The organism is Polynucleobacter hallstattensis, assembly GCF_018881835.1.
GTDB classification, from domain to species: Bacteria; Pseudomonadota; Gammaproteobacteria; order Burkholderiales; family Burkholderiaceae; genus Polynucleobacter; species Polynucleobacter hallstattensis.
The window spans coordinates 999,509-1,017,575 of sequence record NZ_JACVPO010000001.1 but is presented as its reverse complement, the minus strand read 5'-3'; the positions used below and the strand labels follow the sequence as shown (position 1 = coordinate 1,017,575).

Sequence of the window (18,067 nt, the reverse complement as noted above, 5' to 3'; positions counted from 1 at the left end):
TTAACTGAAACGGCGGTTAATGACTGCCACAAGATTTACCGCCAGCAACACTCATTGGCGCATCACGATCTAGGCCAGCAGCAGCTAGTTTATCCAAGTGCTCTTTCCAAAGTGCTTCTTGGTTCTCGCATAAAAATTGCAGGTAGTCCCAAGAATACAAACCAGAATCATGTCCATCAGAAAAGGAAGGCTTAAGAGCGTAGTGACCTACTGGCTCAATGTTTGCTATCAGCACTTCACGCTTACCTGTTTGTAAAGTCTCCTGCCCAGGACCATGACCTTGGACTTCAGCCGAAGGAGACACCACCCTTAGAAATTCAAAAGGTAGGCGAAAGGTATTGCCATTCTCATAAGAGAGCTCTAGCACTTTTGACTGCTGATGCACTACAACATTAGTTGGAATCATTAAACCAATACCCTCTCAATACCACCTTGATTTGCCTTAGCAACGTAATCTTGCATCCAATCAGGACCTAATAACTTTTGCGCCATTTCAACCACGATGTAGTCGGCCGTAGTATCACTATCCGCATCAAAGCGAGTGAGGCCTTGCAGACAAGATGGGCAGCTAGTGAGCACTTTGACCTCACCAGTGAAATCATCTTTACGCAATTCGTTAGCAGCCTTCTCCATCTCAATTTGCTTGCGGAAACGTACCTGAGTTGAAATATCAGGACGTGTCACCGCAAGAGTGCCAGACTCACCACAGCATCGATCATTTTTCTGGATCGCTTTTCCATCTTCTGACTGAATCAGCTCATTCACTGTCTTGAGGGGGTCTTGCAACTTCATTGGTGAGTGGCATGGATCGTGATACATGTACTTCACACCAGTCACATTCGAAAGCTTGACACCCTTCTCTAGTAAGTACTCATGAATATCAATAATGCGGCAACCAGGGAAGATCTGCTCAAACTGATAACCTGCTAACTGGTCATAACAAGTGCCACATGAAACCACAACGGTCTTGATATCTAAGTAATTTAGGGTATTGGCTACGCGATGAAAAAGAACACGGTTATCCGTAATCATCTTTTCTGCTTTGTCGAAGTCGCCATTGCCACGCTGTGGATAGCCGCAGCAGAGGTAGCCTGGAGGTAATACTGTTTGTACACCTACATTCCACAACATCGCTTGTGTAGCTAAACCTACTTGTGAAAACAAGCGCTCAGAACCACAACCGGGGAAATAGAACACTGCTTCAGTATCTGCGGAAGTTGTTTTTGGATCCCGAATAATCGGCACGTAATTTGCATCTTCAATATCCAAGAGTGCACGAGCGGTTTTCTTCGGCAGATTGCCAGGCATCTTCTTATTTACAAAGAAAATAACCTGCTCTTTAATGTTCGGCTTGCTTACTGTGGCAGGTGGGTGCGCAGTTTGTTTGCGAGCGAGCTTACGGAACACATCATTGCCCAAACGCTGAAGCTTATAACCCCAACCAATCATGGTCTTGCGAAGCAAGTTAATAGTATCGGGATCGGTAGCATTTAAGAACATCATCGATGCCGCTGTTCCCGGATTAAAGCGTTGCTGCCCCATCTTGCGCAACAAGTTGCGCATGTTCATCGAGACCTCACCAAAATCAATATTGACAGGGCAAGGTGTCAAACACTTATGGCATACAGTGCAGTGTGCTGCTACGTCATCAAACATTTCCCAATGACGAATCGATACGCCACGACGCGTTTGCTCTTCGTACAAGAAGGCTTCGATTAACGAAGAGGTTGCCAAAATTTTGTCACGCGGGCTGTACAGTAAATTGGCGCGCGGTACATGCGTAGAGCAGACTGGCTTGCACTTTCCACAACGCAAGCAATCTTTCACGCTATCAGCAATCGCACCAATGTCACTTTGCTGCATGATGATGGATTCATGACCCATCAAACCAAAGCTTGGGGTATAGGCAATGCTGAGATCCGCATGCGGCATTAACTTACCCTTGTTAAAGCGGCCTTCAGGATCTATACGCATTTTGTAGGCGCGGAAATCCTTAAGCTCAGCTTCAGTCAAGTACTCAAGCTTGGTAATGCCAATACCATGCTCACCAGAAATCACACCATCTAATGAGCGAGCCAATTTCATAATCCGATCGACAGCGCGATGAGCATCTTGCAGCATCTCGTAGTCATCCGAATTTACTGGTATGTTGGTGTGCACATTACCATCGCCAGCGTGCATATGTAGCGCTATAAATACACGCTTACGTAAAATATTTTTGTGAATAGATTCCAGTTCATTGAGGATAGGCTCAAATGCTAGGCCACCAAAAATGATTCTGAGTTCAGAGCGCACTTCTGTTTTCCATGAGGCGCGCAAACTGTAATTTTGTAGATCCGGAAAATACGTATCCATCTGCGTCAGCCAATCCGACCAGCGCGCCCGTACCTTGGCAATGAGTTCAAGAGCTTGCTGTACGCGATCACCCAAAATTTCAGCGCTGGGGATTTCATAGCCCTCATCGTTCTTGCCAAGTGGCAGGGCGCTCTTTTTTAGGAAATCTTTTAGGCCATCTAAAACTTGTAATTTATTTTTGAGTGAAAGCTCAATATTGATACGCTCGATACCGTTGGTGTACTCGCCCATGCGTGGCAGCGGAATCACGACATCTTCATTGATTTTAAAAGCATTGGTATGACGAGCAATCGCAGCAGTACGCGCACGATCTAACCAAAACTTCTTACGCGCTTCAGCGCTCACTGCCACAAAACCTTCGCCTACACGATTGTTTGCCATGCGCACGACTTCACTAGTCGCGGCTGCTACAGCCTCTTCATTATCACCAGCAATATCACCAATCAATACCATCTTAGGCATTGCATTGCGCTTGGATTTAGTGGAATAACCAACCGCCCTCAGATACCGATCATCCAAGTGCTCTAGACCGGCCAAAATTGGTCCGCCATTCTTAGTCAAGCCATCGAGATACGCTTTAATTTCTACAATGCTGGGAATAGCTTCTTGCGCTTGACCAAAAAACTCTAAGCAAATAGTCCGCATGAATTTAGGCATGCGATGCAAAATCCAAGTAGCGCTTGTAATTAATCCATCGCAACCTTCTTTTTGAACACCAGGTAAGCCTGATAAAAACTTATCAGTCACATCCTTACCCAAGCCCTCTTTACGAAAGCGCTTACCCTCTACTTCCAAGACTTCTGTTTTGAGAACGTGTTCGCCTGGCTCACTCGCACCATCAGACCAAGTCAGCTGAAAGCGTACTTGTTCAGCAACGTGAATTTTTCCTAAGTTGTGATCAAGGCGCTCGACATCAAGCCAGTTACCTTCTGGATCCACCATGCGCCAGCTAGCTAAGTTATCTAATGCAGTACCCCATAAGACCGCCTTCTTACCGCCGGCATTCATGGCAATGTTGCCACCAATACAACTAGCATCGGCAGAGGTAGGATCAACCGCAAACACTAGACCAGAGCGCTCTGCCGCATCTGCGACTCTACGTGTAACTACTCCCGCACCAGTAAAGATAGTTGAAACTTCATGATCCACGCCTGGCAAACGCTTTGCCTTAACGCCATCAATCTGCTCAAGCTTTTCAGTATTAATCACTGCCGACATAGCGTAGAGAGGAATAGCACCGCCGGTATAACCAGTACCACCTCCACGCGGAATGATGGTTAAACCCAAGGCAATACATGCTTTCACAAGGCCGGGGATCTCAGACTCGTAATCAGGCTTAAGAACGACTAAGGGAAACTCAACGCGCCAATCAGTCGCATCGGTTACATGCGCTGCACGTGAAACACCATCAAAACAAATATTATCTGCAGCAGTGATGCGGCCAAGCTCTTTTCGAGCACGCTTACGAATCTCCGTCACCTCTTTAAAACCCTGCTCAAAACTCTCAACTGCGCGATGTGCAGCTTTCAATAAAACCTGAACTTGCTCAACCGATTCACCGCTAGATCTTTTCTTGACTTCGCCAAGGCGATGCCATAAAGCGTCGATTAATAACTGACGGCGATTAGCGCTATCCAATAGGTCGTCTTGCAAGAAGGGGTTGCGTTGAACTACCCAGATATCACCCAACACCTCGAACAACATACGAGCTGAGCGGCCGGTGCGGCGAATCCCACGCAAATCATTCAGAACACGCCATGACTCCTCGCCCAACAAGCGAATAACAATTTCACGATCAGAAAAGGAAGTGTAGTTGTAGGGAATTTCGCGGAGGCGGGGAGAACCCGCTTCGGCATCCAACAACTGGTTTAAAGCTAATGGGGCGTTCATAGCGTCATATTTGGTAAATGTGCATTTTAATTGAGGGAGGTTGATATTGGCAGGAAACCAATAAAGATGTTGGCTTGGGGCGATAAACCCCTTCAAATTTAAGGGCTTAGAGCCCGTTCATGGTACGCTCATCGCATGGCAACGAACTATTTAAAGAAAATTTTATCGGCCCGAGTCTACGATGTAGCTAGGGAAACAGAGCTCCAAGTAGCCCCCGAACTCACAAAGCGCCTAGGCAATCAAGTATTACTCAAAAGAGAGGACAACCAGCCGGTTTTCTCATTCAAATTACGTGGCGCCTATAACAAAATGGCCCATTTACCCTCAGAAGCCCTAAAAAGGGGAGTAATCGCCGCTTCAGCAGGCAATCATGCCCAAGGCGTTGCCCTAGCGGCAGCCAAAATGAAGTGCAAAGCAGTCATCGTGATGCCCCTCACCACTCCTAGCCTCAAAATCGATGCCGTGAAGGCGCGTGGGGGGCCTTGGGTAGAGGTGATTTTGCATGGCGAATCTTATAGCGATGCCTTTAAGTACTCTGAGCTTTTAGAGAAAAAACGAGGGCTAACCTTTGTTCATCCTTTTGATGACCCCGATGTGATTGCAGGACAAGGCACCATTGCCCTGGAGATCTTTCAGCAACACCAAGAACCAATTGATGCCATTTTTGTAGCTATTGGTGGTGGTGGTTTAATCGCTGGCATTGGGGAATATGTCAAAGCTGTCAGCCCCAAGACTAAAGTGATCGGCGTTCAATCAGTTGACTCGGATGCGATGAGAAGGTCACTTGAAGCCAACAAGCGCATCGAGATGAAAGATGTGGGGCTTTTCTCGGATGGTACGGCAGTGAAGTTGGTTGGCAAAGAAACTTTCCGCATTTGCAAACGCGTAGTGGATGACATCATCACCGTGGATACCGATGAAATCTGCGCTGCGATCAATGATGTCTTTACAGACACCCGCAGCATTCTAGAGCCCGCTGGTGCTTTAGCTATTGCTGGTATGAAAAAGTATGTAGATAAGCATCGCCTGAAAAAGAAAACATTGGTAGCGATTGCTTGTGGTGCCAATATGAATTTCAGTCGCCTGCGCTTTGTCGCAGAACGTGCCGACGTGGGTGAATTTCGCGAAGCTATTTTTGCTGTAACCATTCCTGAGGAGCGGGGCTCATTCAGGCGCTTCTGTGAATTACTCGGCAATCGCAATGTCACTGAATTTAACTATCGCATTGCGGATCAAAGTGAAGCTCATATTTTTGTCGGCATCGGAACCCAAAAGGCAAGTGATAGCACTACGCTTGCAAAGCATTTTCGTAAAGCAAAGTTTGCAACGATCGACCTGACTCATGATGAACTAGCGAAATCTCACTTACGCCACATGGTAGGCGGCCGCTCAGCTCTCGCCCAAGATGAATTACTTTACCGCTTTGAATTTCCAGAGCGTCCAGGGGCTCTAATGAAGTTCCTCACGAGTATGGCGCCGAACTGGAATATCAGTCTTTTTCATTACCGCAATCATGGCGCAGATTACGGCCGCATCCTTATTGGCTTACAAGTACCTAAAAATGAACAGAAGAAGTTCCAAAACTTCTTAGCGTCACTTGGCTATCCACATTGGAATGAAACCGATAACCCGGCTTATCGCCTTTTTCTCAAATAAGAGTTAATCCATAAGATCGAATTCGTAATGTCATACACACTTACCGGAAAACTTGTTGTTGCGATTTCATCGCGTGCACTATTTGATTTCGAGGAAGAGAATCGTATCTTCGAATCCACTGATGACAGCGCCTATATGAAGCTGCAATTAGAGCGCCTGTCTAAGGCCGCTCAAACAGGAGTTGCTTTTCCATTAGTAAAGAAGTTATTAGCCTTCAATGAAGAAGGTGAGCAACGTGTCGAGGTAGTGATTCTCTCTCGCAATGACCCGGTTAGCGGCTTGCGTGTGTTTCGTTCGGCTGAACACCATGGTCTTCATTTAGAGCGTGGCGTATTCACGAGAGGGCGCCCACCCTATCACTACCTACGCTCTTTACATGCCAACCTATTTCTCTCGGCAAATGAAGATGATGTGCGTGCTACGATTGATGCAGGCTTTCCTGCGGCGCGGGTTTACCCAGAATCCAGTAAGACTGCAGAGTCCCACCCCAATGAAATCCGCATCGCATTTGACGGAGATGCCGTTCTCTTTTCCGATGAAGCTGAACAAGTCTTTCAGAGCGAAGGCTTGGTAGCCTTTGTAGATCATGAAAGCAAAAAAGCTGCGATCCCTCTGCCGCCGGGCCCATTCAAACCTTTGCTAGAAGCACTCCATAGTTTGCAACGCACCACTAGCGAGAAAGGGATGCGCATTCGTACTGCTTTGGTAACCGCTCGCTCCGCACCTGCACATGAGCGCGCTATTCGCACGTTGATGGCCTGGGGTGTTGATGTTGATGAAGCCATGTTCCTTGGCGGACTTTCCAAAAGTGAATTCCTCCGCGAGTTCGAGCCAGACTTTTTCTTTGATGACCAAACAGGTCATTGCCAATCTGCTGCTTCAGTAGCGCCAACTGGTCACGTGGTCTCCGGTGTATCCAATAAGCCTAAAAACTAATGTCCACACTTTCACTTGGCCAAGCAACGCCATATCCCGATCAATATGATCCGAGCCTGCTATTCCCCATTCCCCGCTCCGAGAATCGCCTTAAGCTCGATATCAAACCAAATCAAGTCCTGCCTTTTGTAGGCGTCGATATCTGGAACGCCTTCGAGCTCAGTTGGCTCAATAAAAAAGGTAAACCTCAGATTGCCTTAGCGGAATTTCAAGTTCCAGCTGATTCGCCAAACATGATTGAGTCCAAATCATTCAAGCTCTACCTCAATAGCTTCAATAGCGCCCGCTTTGATGATGAAGCGGAAGTGCGTGAACGATTGATCACTGATTTATCAGCAGTCGCAGGCAGCAAGATCGCTACCCGCATTCATTCAACTGAAGCGGTTGCCAAAAAAGGAATGCAGGAGATGAGTGGTGTTCTGATGGACCGTCTTGATATCGAGATCGATCCTAGCCTATCTGCAGACCCAGCCTTGCTTGAGGTCAATGAATCTTTTGGGCCAATCGAGCAGTGCCTGGTTTCCCATTTGCTTAAATCCAATTGTCCAGTGACCGGTCAACCAGATTGGGCAAGCATACAAATTCGTTATCAAGGCCGTCCGATTTTGGAAGAAGGCTTACTGCGCTATCTCATCGGCTTTCGGCAATTGGGTGAGTTTCATGAACATTGCGTTGAAACTATCTTCACCGATATCAAACGCCAGTGCAAACCAGAGAAACTCTCTGTCTACGCGCGCTACACCCGACGTGGTGGGCTCGATATCAATCCCTTCCGCACTGATCATAATTCGCCTTGGCCAGAAAATATTCGCCATGCAAGGCAGTAACAAAAACAGCCGTTAAACAAAAAGCCCTTCTTGAAGGGCTTTTTGTCTTAGGAAAAAAATGAACGTAATCCTTAAAACGGAATATCGTCATCCATTGCGCCAAGGGATGCCGCATTAGAAGATGCTGGCGCAGAGTTCTCAACCGGCTTTGAGCGGCTGTAGCTTTCACCACCATCACCGCTGCCACCGACTGGCTTGCCACCCAGCATTTGCATTGTTTCTGCAACGATCTCAGTGGAGTATTTTTCTTGACCACTAGCATCAGTCCACTTACGTGTGCGTAAACGACCTTCTACATAAACCTGTGAACCTTTTTTGAGATATTGACCAGCGATCTCTGCAAGTTTTCCAAAGAATGCAACACGGTGCCATTCTGTGGTTTCTTTCATTTCGCCAGACTGCTTATCTTTATAACGATCTGATGTCGCTACTGAAATATTAGTTACTGCGTCGCCGCTTGGCATATAACGCGTTTCTGGATCACGTCCTACGTTACCTACGATGATGACCTTATTTACCGAAGCCATGTTGTCTCCCGAAGAAAAATAATACGATTAATTAAATCTGAAATGTAGCTAAAAAATTAATGGAATCAGTAAAGCTACAACTATGCCTTTGCAGTTAAATCCTTTGCATCTACTACTTTTGCAGGTAATTCGCGCATCGACCAGGCAATTATAAGCCAGCACAAAAGCAATGCTGCACCCATGACAAAGACCGATAAATCACCATGGGCATCCATTAACCAACCCCCAATAACAGCACCTGTAAAGAGGCCAATCGACTGTGTAGTGTTGTAAACGCCCAGAGCAGTTCCTTTGGATTCTTTTGCATAACGAGTCACTAATGAGGGTTGCAGCGCCTCCAGTAGGTTAAAGCCCACAAAGTAAACCAGCAATGCTACTGCAATCAGCATCACGGATGAAGCTTGAGTGAAGATGATTTCAGCAATAATCAGAAGAACGATCGCTATTAATAAAACCAGTCGTATGCGCTGTTTTTTCTCACCGTACATCAAGAGTGGAACCATAAACACAAAAGAGAGTAAGACAACTGAGAGATAAACTTGCCAGTGTGCGCTCAGCGGAAATCCTGCTTGCTCTAATAGGCGTGGCACCACTAAAAACATAGCCACTTGGGTGGCGTTTAAAACAAACACCCCCACATTGAGGCGCATGAGCTCTGGGCGCAAAAATACAAGCTTCAGTGAATCTTGCTGTGCATAAACCTCAGGCTTGTTATTTGGTAATACAAAATAGGCCACTACCATCGCTGCAGCACCTAAGATTGCTAAAACTAAAAACATCCCACTTAAGTTAATCATGCGATAAAGCGGAGCAGCAACAACCAGCGAAACTGCAAAGGATAATGAAATGCTTACGCCGACCAAGGCCATGGCTTGACTGCGCACTTGCTCCCGAGTGAGATCAGCAACCCAAGCAGAGACTGCTGCAGAAATTGCTCCAGCGCCCATAACGCCTCTTCCAATGGCGATCCAAAGCAAATCGTCCTTTGCTGCGCAAATCAATGCTCCAGCAACAAACAAAGACAGACCCCATAAAACGACTGCTTTTCGACCGATTCGATCAGAAAGCCTACCTAAGGGAATGTGGAAGCAGGCCTGAACAATATTGAAAATGCCCAGAGCTAGCCCTATCAGGAGTGCTTGGTCGCCTCCAGGCAAGTCTTTGGCATGGATGCTAAAAACGGGCAAAAGCAAAAAAAGGCCCAGCATGCGAAGGCCAAAGATGCCAGCTAAGGCCAAAGTGGAGCGAAGTTCAGAAGGATTCATGGGAAAGAGCTATATTAACAAGTTACGCTAAAAAATCATGAATAACGAAATCAAGATCCGCGGTGCCCGCACCCATAACCTCAAAAACATCAATCTAGATATCCCTAGAGAGAAATTAGTCGTTTTGACTGGCCTATCTGGCTCAGGCAAAAGCTCATTGGCTTTTGACACTCTGTATGCCGAAGGTCAGCGTCGCTATGTAGAGTCCTTATCTGCTTATGCCCGCCAATTCTTACAGCTGATGGAAAAGCCCGATGTCGATACGATCGAAGGGCTATCCCCAGCGATCTCGATTGAGCAAAAAGCGACTAGCCATAATCCTCGTTCGACTGTGGGTACGGTTACAGAAATTCATGATTACCTACGTTTATTGTTTGCACGCGCTGGAACCCCGCATTGCCCAGATCATGATCTGCCCTTAGAGGCGCAAAGCGTTTCTCAAATGGTCGATACTGTTTTAGCTATGCCAGAAGACACTAAGCTCATGATCTTAGCTCCTGTGGTTAGCGAGCGTAAGGGTGAGTTCGTCGACTTATTCCAAGATCTTCAGGCACAAGGCTTTGTCCGCTTTCGCGTACGCTCTGGCGGCGGAACAACCAACACAGCCAAGGCAGAGATCTTTGAAGTGGATCAATTGCCAGGATTAAAGAAGAACGAGAAGCACTCAATAGAAGTGGTCGTAGATCGCATTAAAGTGCGTCCAGATATTCAACAGCGTGTAGCAGAATCTTTTGAAACCGCTCTACGTCTTGCAGACGGCAAGGCCATGATTGTCGATATGGATACTGGCAAGGAAATGATTTTCTCCAGCAAGTTTGCCTGCCCAATTTGCTCCTACTCATTACAAGAGCTTGAGCCACGCCTCTTCTCTTTTAATAATCCGATGGGTGCATGTCCTTCTTGTGATGGCTTAGGACATCAATCCTTCTTTGATCCCAAGCGCATTGTTGCCCACCCAGACCTCTCGTTGGCCTCTGGCGCAATTAAAGGATGGGATCGTCGCAATCAATTTTATTTCAAGCTCTTACAGACACTTGCCAAACATGGCGGGTTTGATGTCGAGAAGCCTTTTGAGACCCTCAGTAAGAAACAACAAGATCTCATTTTGTTGGGCTCTGGTGATATCACTATTCCTTTTGAATACATCAATGAACGCGGCAAAAATAGCGTTCGTCAACATGCCTTTGAAGGTATTGTTGCTAATTTTGAACGCCGCTATCGCGAGACAGACTCGGCAACCGTTCGAGAAGAATTATCACGCTATCAAAATGTACAGACCTGCCCATCATGTAGTGGCAGTCGCTTGCGCAAAGAAGCGCGTTTTGTCAAAGTGGGTGATGGCAAACAATCACGCGCAATTTATGAAATCAGCGCCCTGCCCTTGAAAGAAGCCAAAGAATATTTTGAATCTTTAGAACTCAAAGGCGCTAAACGAGAAATCGCCGACAAGATTGTGAAAGAAATTGGCTCACGTCTACGATTCCTAAATGATGTCGGCTTAGACTACCTTTCACTAGAACGCAGTGCCGACACCCTCTCGGGTGGTGAAGCGCAGCGCATTCGCTTGGCCTCTCAGATTGGCTCCGGCCTGACCGGCGTCATGTATGTATTGGATGAGCCCTCTATTGGATTGCATCAGCGTGATAACGATAGACTCATCGGCACCCTGAAGCATTTACGTGACCTCGGCAATAGCGTGCTGGTAGTTGAGCATGATGAAGATATGATTCGTGCTTCTGACTATGTCATTGATATTGGCCCTGGTGCTGGCGTTCATGGCGGTGAAGTCGTAGCCGAAGGCACTCCCGCAGAAGTAGAGGCTAATCCTAAATCTCTCACGGGCGCCTATTTATCAGGCCGGGAGTGGATCGCCGTTCCTGAAAAACGTATTCCAGTAAATGACAAGTTCTTAGAAATTATTGGCGCACGTGGTAACAACTTGCAATCCGTTCATGCCAAGATTCCTGTCGGCCTATTAACCTGTGTCACTGGTGTATCTGGATCAGGTAAATCTACTCTCATCAACGACACGTTGCACCATGCGGTTGCGCAATATATCTATGGTTCAAATGCCGAACCAGCAGCGCATGATGCGATTAAAGGATTGGAGAACTTTGATAAGGTCATTAGCGTAGACCAATCCCCGATTGGTAGAACCCCACGTTCAAACCCAGCTACTTACACTGGATTATTCACGCCCATCAGAGAGCTCTTTTGTGGCGTACCTGCTGCACGCGAGCGTGGCTATGAAGCAGGACGTTTTTCTTTCAACGTCAAAGGCGGTCGTTGCGATGCCTGTGAAGGTGATGGCGTTATTAAAGTAGAAATGCATTTCTTGCCAGACGTATATGTGCCTTGTGATGTCTGTCATGGCAAACGCTATAACCGTGAGACATTAGATATTCGCTACAAAGGTAAAAATATTCATGAAGTACTGTCGATGACAATCGAACAAGCCCATGAATTCTTTGAAGCGGTTCCGATCGTCAAACGAAAACTCAAAACCTTGCTCGATGTAGGCTTAGGTTATGTGAAGTTAGGTCAAAGTGCCACGACTTTGTCTGGTGGCGAGGCGCAACGCGTCAAACTTTCTTTAGAGCTTTCCAAACGTGATACCGGCAGGACCCTCTATATCTTGGATGAGCCAACTACGGGCTTACATTTTCATGACATTCAGTTGTTGCTAACTGTTCTTCAGACCTTGAAGAAACAAGGTAATACGATCGTCATCATTGAACATAACTTAGACGTGATCAAAACTGCAGATTGGATTATTGACCTAGGCCCTAAAGGTGGCGCTGGTGGTGGGCAGATTATTGCTACTGGCACGCCCGAGGAAGTTGCGAAGAATGAGGCTAGCTTTACCGGTCACTACTTAGCGCCATTACTAATTCGTAAACTAGTTCCCGCTAAAAAGAAAAAATAATTCCTACTAATGCCATTGAATGGCGTTATCCGAGCAATTTAGATTCGGCTAAATCAGTCGCTTCTGAATTACCTGACAGTACCAAGATATCATTGGCTTGCAAACGCAAGTCTGGGGTGAGCTCTAATTTGACGTAGTCGGAGCCGCCCACTTTTCGCCTGACTGCCTGTACGCTCACACCTTCATTTTCAAGATGCAACTCTTCAAGCGTCTGTCCAATACTGGCGGACTCAGGAAGCAAAGTCACTGAGTGCAAGCGCCACGATTCTTTGGTATCCACCTCATCATTAACGCCACGGAAGTAGCCGCGCAAAAGGCTATAACGAGCTTCACGTGCACCAGTAATGCGACGCACTACCTTACGCATAGGCACGCCCATGATCAGTAAGACGTGGGATGCCATCATTAAGCTACCTTCAATCAACTCCGGCACCACCTCGGTTGCACCAGCTGCTTGCAACTTAGCTAAATCTGCATCATCTTTAGTGCGCACCAATACCGTCATACCAGGACGTAAGTGCTCGACTTGATGCAATACTTTAAAGCTAGCTGGCGTGTCTGCATAAGTAATCACGACCGCCTTCGCTCTCGCCAATCCCGCTGCAACCAAATAATTTTCTCGACTAGCGTCACCATAGACCACGTTATCGCCAGCAGCAGCAGCTTCCTTTACGCGATCAGGATCCATGTCTAATGCAATGTAAGGAATTTTTTCTTGATCGAGCATGCGGGCTAAGCTTTGGCCTGAGCGACCAAAGCCACAAATGACCACATGATTTTCTGTGCGGACACTTTTTGCTGCAACACGTGTCAATGCCAAGGATTGCAGTAACCATTCATTGCTAGAAAAGCGCATCGCAATGCGATCGCTATATTGAATTAAAAAAGGCGCACCAAACATCGACAGCAGCATTGCTGCCAATATCGCTTGACTTAAAGCAGGGTCGATTAAATCCAAACCATCAATTTGATTTAAGAGTACGAAACCGAATTCACCAGCCTGCGCCAAACACAAGCCTGTCCGAATAGAGATGCCAGGACTTGAACCAAAAGCACGTGACAATAAAGCAATCAAGCCGAACTTAAAAATCAACGGGCCAATTAACAAAAGTAGAACTAGCATCCATTGCTGATGAATCACTTCAAAATCCAACAGCATGCCAACGGTAATAAAGAACAGGCCCAAGAGCACATCTTTAAAAGGCTTAACGTCTTCTTCCACTTGATGGCGATAGGGCGTTTCGGCAATTAACATCCCAGCCAAGAAAGCGCCTAAGGCTAGCGATAAGCCAAAGTGTTCAGTCAGTCCCGCCATCCCCAAAACAATCAACAGGAGGTTGAGCATGAATAATTCTTGAGACCGCAATTTGGCAACCAAACCGAACCAACGACTCATCAAGGTTTGGCCAATAACAAAAATAAGTACCAGGGCTACCGTGATCTTGATTGATGCTGCAGTCAGGGCTAAAAATAGGTCTCCAGGATTCTTGCCAAGCGAAGGCAACAAAATCAACAGGAAAACTACCGCTAAGTCCTGAAAGAGCAAAATACCGATGATGTTGCGGCCATGCTCGGTTTCAATTTCGGAGCGATCAGAAATGAGCTTGGTAACGATAGCTGTAGAGGACATCGCTAAGGCGCCCCCCAGCGCAATTGCAGCCTGCCAGGAAATAGGATAAATCCAGTTCATTAGCAAACTGGCTGGGACCGCTAGGAGCATGGTCAAAATGACCTGACTCCCCCCTAAGCCAAATACGATGGTCCGCATAGCCCGTAGCTTATGTAGGTTGAATTCCAGGCCAATTGAGAACATCAAGAAAACCACGCCAAATTCAGCTAAATACTTAACTGTGGCGGAATCGTTGGCCAAACCAAGGGCATGCGGCCCAATAAGGACCCCGATGGCTAGATAGCCCAAAATAGGGGGTAGCCCAAAATAGCGGAAAATAACCACTCCGGCCACTGCGGAGGCCAGCAAGATGAGAGTTAACTGAAGGACTGACGGCATATACTCACCCCATGATAGCTAAGACTCGTGACCGAACCCTAAAGCTTGCGCGCGACACCCTCACCATTGAGGCTGCTGCACTGCACACCATGCGCGATCGCCTTGAAGGCGCAGACGCTGATGCCCTCGTATTAGCGGTTGATCTACTCCATTCCTGCAAAGGCCGCATCGTCGTCTCTGGAATTGGTAAATCGGGGCATATTGCTCGCAAGATTGCCGCCACATTTGCCTCTACAGGCTCCCCCGCTTTTTTTGTTCATCCAGCGGAAGCTAGTCATGGCGATCTAGGGATGGTGACTCGTGATGACGTCTTTGTTGCACTCTCCAATTCCGGTGAAACTGATGAGCTACTCACCATTGTGCCGATTGTCAAACGCACTGGAGCAAAACTGATTGCACTGACTGGCGCACCAAATTCCTCTTTGGCAAAGTTGGCCGATGCCCATTTAGATACCAGCGTTGAAAAAGAGGCTTGTCCACTGAATCTTGCCCCAACCACCAGTACAACCGCAGCCCTCGCTATGGGCGATGCCCTAGCTGTTGCCCTGCTAGATGCTCGTGGCTTTCAGGCAGAAGATTTCCAGCGCTCACACCCAGGTGGCCGCCTAGGTCGCAAACAGCTCATGCATGTCAGTGAAGTCATGCGTAGCTATGATGAGACTCCTAAGATTGCAATCTCCGCTTCCTTACAAGATGCTTTACTCGAGATGACTGCTAAGCGCATGGGCATGGTAGTTACCTTAGATAATGCAAACAAAGTTGCCGGTATCTTTACAGATGGTGACTTACGTCGCCTGCTTGAGAAAAGCACCAATTTAGATGGTCTCACTTTAGAAAAAGCAATTACTTCGGCGCCGCGCACAATTCCACCCGAGTTATTAGCAGAAGAGGCTATCGAGATGATGGAAAAGCATCGCATCAATCATTTAGTAGTAACCGATCCTGCAGGCACACTACTTGGAGCACTCAACCTCCATGATTTATTTGCAGCCAAAGTCATTTAAGCCTTCCAATTTTTTAATTCATTATTTACCCACTCACATGCCAACCGCCTTTCACGCTCACAACACTAACCCTATGAGCCAATATCCGCAGGCCTGGGATCGTGCTGGAACAGTCAAGCTTCTCGTGCTAGATGTTGATGGCGTCTTGACCAATGGCCAAGTTTTTATTGGTGAAAATGGCAAAGAGTCCCTAAAAGCTTTTGATATTCAGGATGGTTTGGGAATCAAGTTATTAGAAAAAATAGGTATTCCGACAGCGATCATTACAGGGCGTAGCTCCAAAATGGTTTTGGCTCGTTGCGATGAGCTCGGCATTAAGCACGTTCACATGGGCGTTGAAGATAAGGCTGTAGCCTTAAAAAACATACTGCAATCTCTCGGACTACTGTCTAGCGATTGCGCAGTGATGGGTGATGACTGGCCTGATTTTCAAATGATGAAGTCTGCAGGCCTGAAGATATGCCCGGCACAAGGGCATGACGCTGTAAAAGAAACTGCTCACTTTGTCACCACTCGATCCGGCGGTAGTGGCGCAGTACGTGAAGTTTGTGATCTGATCTTGAAGGCGCAAAACCGTTATGAGGAATTACTCTCTCAGGCACGCGCTTAAGGTCAATTTGGAATGGAACTGAATACCCAAAAAATCAAACTAAGCATCTGGCGTACATCCTTACGTCTGATGCCTTTGATTTTGATGGGCACACTTACTCTCGTCACGTTTTGGTTAGTTAAGAAAAATACACCGGCAGAAAAATCAGCAATTGAACGTGTGCGTCTTCATGAGCCAGACTATATTATTAGTAATGGCGCCTTATCTGCCCTCAATGAATCTGGTGGTACTAAATATCGCGTGCTGGGTAAGAAAGTGATTCACTACGATGATGATGCTTCAATCGATATTGAGACACCGCGTATACGCCTGTTCCCGCCTGAAAAGTCACCAGTGACTGTCAAAGCAGACAAGGGTCATTTAGATGGCGACCTCACGGTGTTGGACCTCATTGATAACGCCGAAATATTTCGACCGCAACAAGCTGCATCAGCAAGTGAACCCGCAAGACCGCGTATGCTTGCGCGCTCTTCATATTTCCAAGTACTCATTAATGATGACATTATTAAAACAGATAAACCCGTTACGCTAGAGCAAGGGGTTTCTGTAATGAACTCAACTGATGGCGGTGTATTTAACAATATCGAACAAAGCATGGTTTTATCTGGGCAGGTAAAAGGTCGTATCGAACGTGTTCAATCTGGAGCGCAGCAATGAAGCTATTGCGAAAATTTCTAATAGCGTTTGCGCTACTAGGGACTTGTCTTACTAGTCATGCTGAAAAAGCAGATCAGGACAAACCCATCATCCTGGAAGCAGAAAAAGTTTCTGTGAACGACGTACAGCAGGTTTATGAGCTTGATGGTGAAGTACTCTTAATCAAAGGCAGTATTTTGATTACTGGCGCTAAGGGTAATATCAAAGTCGACCCAGAGGGTTATGAATATGTTGATGTTCAGGGTAATTCAGAATCTACTGCAAGCTTTAGACAAAGACGTGATGGACCAGCCAATGAATTTATGCAAGGTCGGGGAAAAACGGTTACCTACAATGCAAAAACCGAGCTTCTCACATTGACTGGTGATGCCAGCTTGAAGCGACTTGACAATATGCAAATGCTAGATCAATTACACGGCTGGAAGATTGACTACGATGATGTTGGGCAACGCTATCAAGTCTCACCGCCTGCAACTGCCAAAGCAGGAGACCTGCCCCTAGCTAGAGCCATCCTTTCACCAAGAAGAAAAGCTACACTAGAGAAATGACCACGAATTCCAGTAGCACTCAAAAACCAGCAACTCTAAGCGCTCAACACCTGCAAAAGCGCTATGGATCCCGTACCGTAGTGCGAGATGTATCGATTGAAGTTAAGTGCGGCGAAGTGGTCGGACTTTTAGGGCCAAATGGTGCCGGTAAAACAACCTCCTTTTACATGATTGTTGGCTTAGTACCCTTAGATGGCGGCAATATTGTTTTGGATGGCACAGATATCACGCGTCTTCCTATTCATGAGCGAGCTCGCATGGGCCTATCCTACCTCCCGCAAGAGGCTTCTGTTTTCAGAAAGCTGAATGTGGCTGAAAACATTCAAGCAGTATTAGAGCTGCAAGTGCAAGGTGGAAAACCACTGAGCAAGGCCGATATAGCGCATCGCTTGAATGAGCTCTTGGGCGAACTTCAAATCAGCCATCTGCGTGATAATCCCGCACTTTCCCTATCTGGTGGAGAACGCCGCCGCGTTGAAATTGCCAGGGCCCTCGCCTCCCAGCCTAAGTTTATTTTGCTAGATGAGCCATTTGCTGGCGTTGACCCTATTGCGGTTGGAGAAATCCAGCGGATTGTGCGCTTCTTAAGAGACCGCCAAATTGGCGTGCTCATCACTGACCATAACGTTCGAGAAACTTTGGGGATTTGTGACCACGCCTACATCATCAGCGAAGGTAGCGTTCTGGCGGAAGGCAAGCCAGACCAAATTATCGAGAATGATGCCGTCAGACGAGTCTACCTAGGCGAAAACTTCCGCATGTAATTATTCAGCGCTTTTCGAGTATTTATTAAATAAACATGATCTGCCCCCTTGGTTTTCAGCAAAATCGCTGATACGCTGGAGGTTCATGAAGTTC

The 18,067-nt window shown here is 46.9% G+C and carries 14 protein-coding genes; 9 read left to right on the top strand and 5 right to left on the bottom strand.

Annotation, left to right across the window (positions count from 1 at the left end; all coding sequences use genetic code 11):
- Positions 1-16: 16 nt before the first annotated feature.
- The gene (locus ICN26_RS05410) at positions 17-406 is read right to left on the bottom strand and encodes a gamma-butyrobetaine hydroxylase family protein (protein WP_215325829.1); all 390 of its coding nucleotides are present in this window, start codon (positions 404-406) and stop codon (positions 17-19) included.
- On the bottom strand, positions 406-4,245 hold the full coding sequence (locus ICN26_RS05405) for a DUF3683 domain-containing protein (RefSeq protein ID WP_216267437.1): 3,840 nt from the start codon (positions 4,243-4,245) through the stop codon (positions 406-408). The genes ICN26_RS05410 and ICN26_RS05405 overlap by 1 nt, the downstream gene beginning before the upstream one ends.
- Positions 4,246-4,380: 135 nt before the next feature.
- Here ICN26_RS05405 and ilvA point away from each other — a divergent pair, with 135 nt between their 5' ends.
- The 3 genes from ilvA to queF are packed head-to-tail and all read left to right on the top strand — an operon-like array spanning position 4,381 to position 7,664.
- Positions 4,381-5,901: a threonine ammonia-lyase, biosynthetic gene (ilvA, locus tag ICN26_RS05400; protein ID WP_216267436.1), complete on the top strand. Its 1,521-nt coding sequence runs from the start codon at positions 4,381-4,383 to the stop codon at positions 5,899-5,901.
- Between the two features lie 27 nt (positions 5,902-5,928).
- Complete coding sequence (locus tag ICN26_RS05395; protein ID WP_046330867.1) at positions 5,929-6,837, top strand: 5'-nucleotidase; 909 nt, start codon at positions 5,929-5,931, stop codon at positions 6,835-6,837.
- The gene (gene queF, locus ICN26_RS05390; RefSeq protein WP_216267435.1) at positions 6,837-7,664 is read left to right on the top strand and encodes an NADPH-dependent 7-cyano-7-deazaguanine reductase QueF; all 828 of its coding nucleotides are present in this window, start codon (positions 6,837-6,839) and stop codon (positions 7,662-7,664) included. The genes ICN26_RS05395 and queF overlap by 1 nt, the downstream gene beginning before the upstream one ends.
- A gap of 71 nt (positions 7,665-7,735) precedes the next feature.
- Here queF and ssb read toward each other — a convergent pair whose 3' ends face one another.
- On the bottom strand, positions 7,736-8,191 hold the full coding sequence (ssb, locus tag ICN26_RS05385; protein ID WP_046330869.1) for a single-stranded DNA-binding protein: 456 nt from the start codon (positions 8,189-8,191) through the stop codon (positions 7,736-7,738).
- A gap of 80 nt (positions 8,192-8,271) precedes the next feature.
- Entirely contained in the window at positions 8,272-9,456 is a 1,185-nt protein-coding gene (locus tag ICN26_RS05380; RefSeq protein WP_216267434.1) for an MFS transporter, read from the bottom strand.
- A 37-nt stretch (positions 9,457-9,493) separates the two neighbouring features.
- Here ICN26_RS05380 and uvrA point away from each other — a divergent pair, with 37 nt between their 5' ends.
- Positions 9,494-12,382 (top strand): excinuclease ABC subunit UvrA, encoded by a 2,889-nt coding sequence (gene uvrA / locus ICN26_RS05375; RefSeq protein ID WP_216267433.1) that lies wholly within the window; start codon positions 9,494-9,496, stop codon positions 12,380-12,382.
- Between the two features lie 25 nt (positions 12,383-12,407).
- On the opposite strand, the gene ICN26_RS05370 is transcribed toward uvrA, so the two are convergent.
- Positions 12,408-14,390: a monovalent cation:proton antiporter family protein gene (locus ICN26_RS05370; RefSeq protein ID WP_216267432.1), complete on the bottom strand. Its 1,983-nt coding sequence runs from the start codon at positions 14,388-14,390 to the stop codon at positions 12,408-12,410.
- An 11-nt stretch (positions 14,391-14,401) separates the two neighbouring features.
- On the opposite strand from ICN26_RS05370, the gene ICN26_RS05365 reads away from it, so the two are divergent.
- The 5 genes from ICN26_RS05365 to lptB all read left to right on the top strand — a co-directional run bounded on the left by ICN26_RS05365 (position 14,402) and on the right by lptB (position 17,973).
- Positions 14,402-15,394 carry a KpsF/GutQ family sugar-phosphate isomerase gene (locus ICN26_RS05365; protein ID WP_216267431.1) on the top strand — a complete coding sequence of 331 codons (993 nt, stop codon included), beginning with the start codon at positions 14,402-14,404 and terminating at the stop codon, positions 15,392-15,394.
- A 73-nt stretch (positions 15,395-15,467) separates the two neighbouring features.
- Positions 15,468-16,004: a KdsC family phosphatase gene (locus tag ICN26_RS05360; protein WP_439650718.1), complete on the top strand. Its 537-nt coding sequence runs from the start codon at positions 15,468-15,470 to the stop codon at positions 16,002-16,004.
- Between the two features lie 12 nt (positions 16,005-16,016).
- Positions 16,017-16,661, top strand: a complete 645-nt coding sequence (gene lptC / locus ICN26_RS05355; RefSeq protein ID WP_216267429.1) for an LPS export ABC transporter periplasmic protein LptC — start codon at positions 16,017-16,019, stop codon at positions 16,659-16,661.
- Positions 16,658-17,209, top strand: coding sequence for a lipopolysaccharide transport periplasmic protein LptA (lptA, locus tag ICN26_RS05350; RefSeq protein ID WP_216267428.1), 552 nt, complete (start codon positions 16,658-16,660; stop codon positions 17,207-17,209). Before lptC ends, lptA begins: the two co-directional genes overlap by 4 nt.
- Positions 17,206-17,973: an LPS export ABC transporter ATP-binding protein gene (gene lptB, locus ICN26_RS05345; RefSeq protein ID WP_216267427.1), complete on the top strand. Its 768-nt coding sequence runs from the start codon at positions 17,206-17,208 to the stop codon at positions 17,971-17,973. Before lptA ends, lptB begins: the two co-directional genes overlap by 4 nt.
- Positions 17,974-18,067 lie beyond the last annotated feature (94 nt).

Bases quoted from the DNA above. Each gene is read 5' to 3' on its own strand.
- ICN26_RS05410 (WP_215325829.1), bottom strand. From the start codon at position 406: ATGATTCCAACTAATGTTGTAGTGCATCAGCAGTCAAAAGTGCTAGAG.
- ICN26_RS05405 (WP_216267437.1), bottom strand. From the start codon at position 4,245: ATGAACGCCCCATTAGCTTTAAACCAGTTGTTGGATGCCGAAGCGGGT.
- ilvA (WP_216267436.1), top strand. From the start codon at position 4,381: ATGGCAACGAACTATTTAAAGAAAATTTTATCGGCCCGAGTCTACGAT.
- ICN26_RS05395 (WP_046330867.1), top strand. From the start codon at position 5,929: ATGTCATACACACTTACCGGAAAACTTGTTGTTGCGATTTCATCGCGT.
- queF (WP_216267435.1), top strand. From the start codon at position 6,837: ATGTCCACACTTTCACTTGGCCAAGCAACGCCATATCCCGATCAATAT.
- ssb (WP_046330869.1), bottom strand. From the start codon at position 8,191: ATGGCTTCGGTAAATAAGGTCATCATCGTAGGTAACGTAGGACGTGAT.
- ICN26_RS05380 (WP_216267434.1), bottom strand. From the start codon at position 9,456: ATGAATCCTTCTGAACTTCGCTCCACTTTGGCCTTAGCTGGCATCTTT.
- uvrA (WP_216267433.1), top strand. From the start codon at position 9,494: ATGAATAACGAAATCAAGATCCGCGGTGCCCGCACCCATAACCTCAAA.
- ICN26_RS05370 (WP_216267432.1), bottom strand. From the start codon at position 14,390: ATGCCGTCAGTCCTTCAGTTAACTCTCATCTTGCTGGCCTCCGCAGTG.
- ICN26_RS05365 (WP_216267431.1), top strand. From the start codon at position 14,402: ATGATAGCTAAGACTCGTGACCGAACCCTAAAGCTTGCGCGCGACACC.
- ICN26_RS05360 (WP_439650718.1), top strand. From the start codon at position 15,468: ATGAGCCAATATCCGCAGGCCTGGGATCGTGCTGGAACAGTCAAGCTT.
- lptC (WP_216267429.1), top strand. From the start codon at position 16,017: ATGGAACTGAATACCCAAAAAATCAAACTAAGCATCTGGCGTACATCC.
- lptA (WP_216267428.1), top strand. From the start codon at position 16,658: ATGAAGCTATTGCGAAAATTTCTAATAGCGTTTGCGCTACTAGGGACT.
- lptB (WP_216267427.1), top strand. From the start codon at position 17,206: ATGACCACGAATTCCAGTAGCACTCAAAAACCAGCAACTCTAAGCGCT.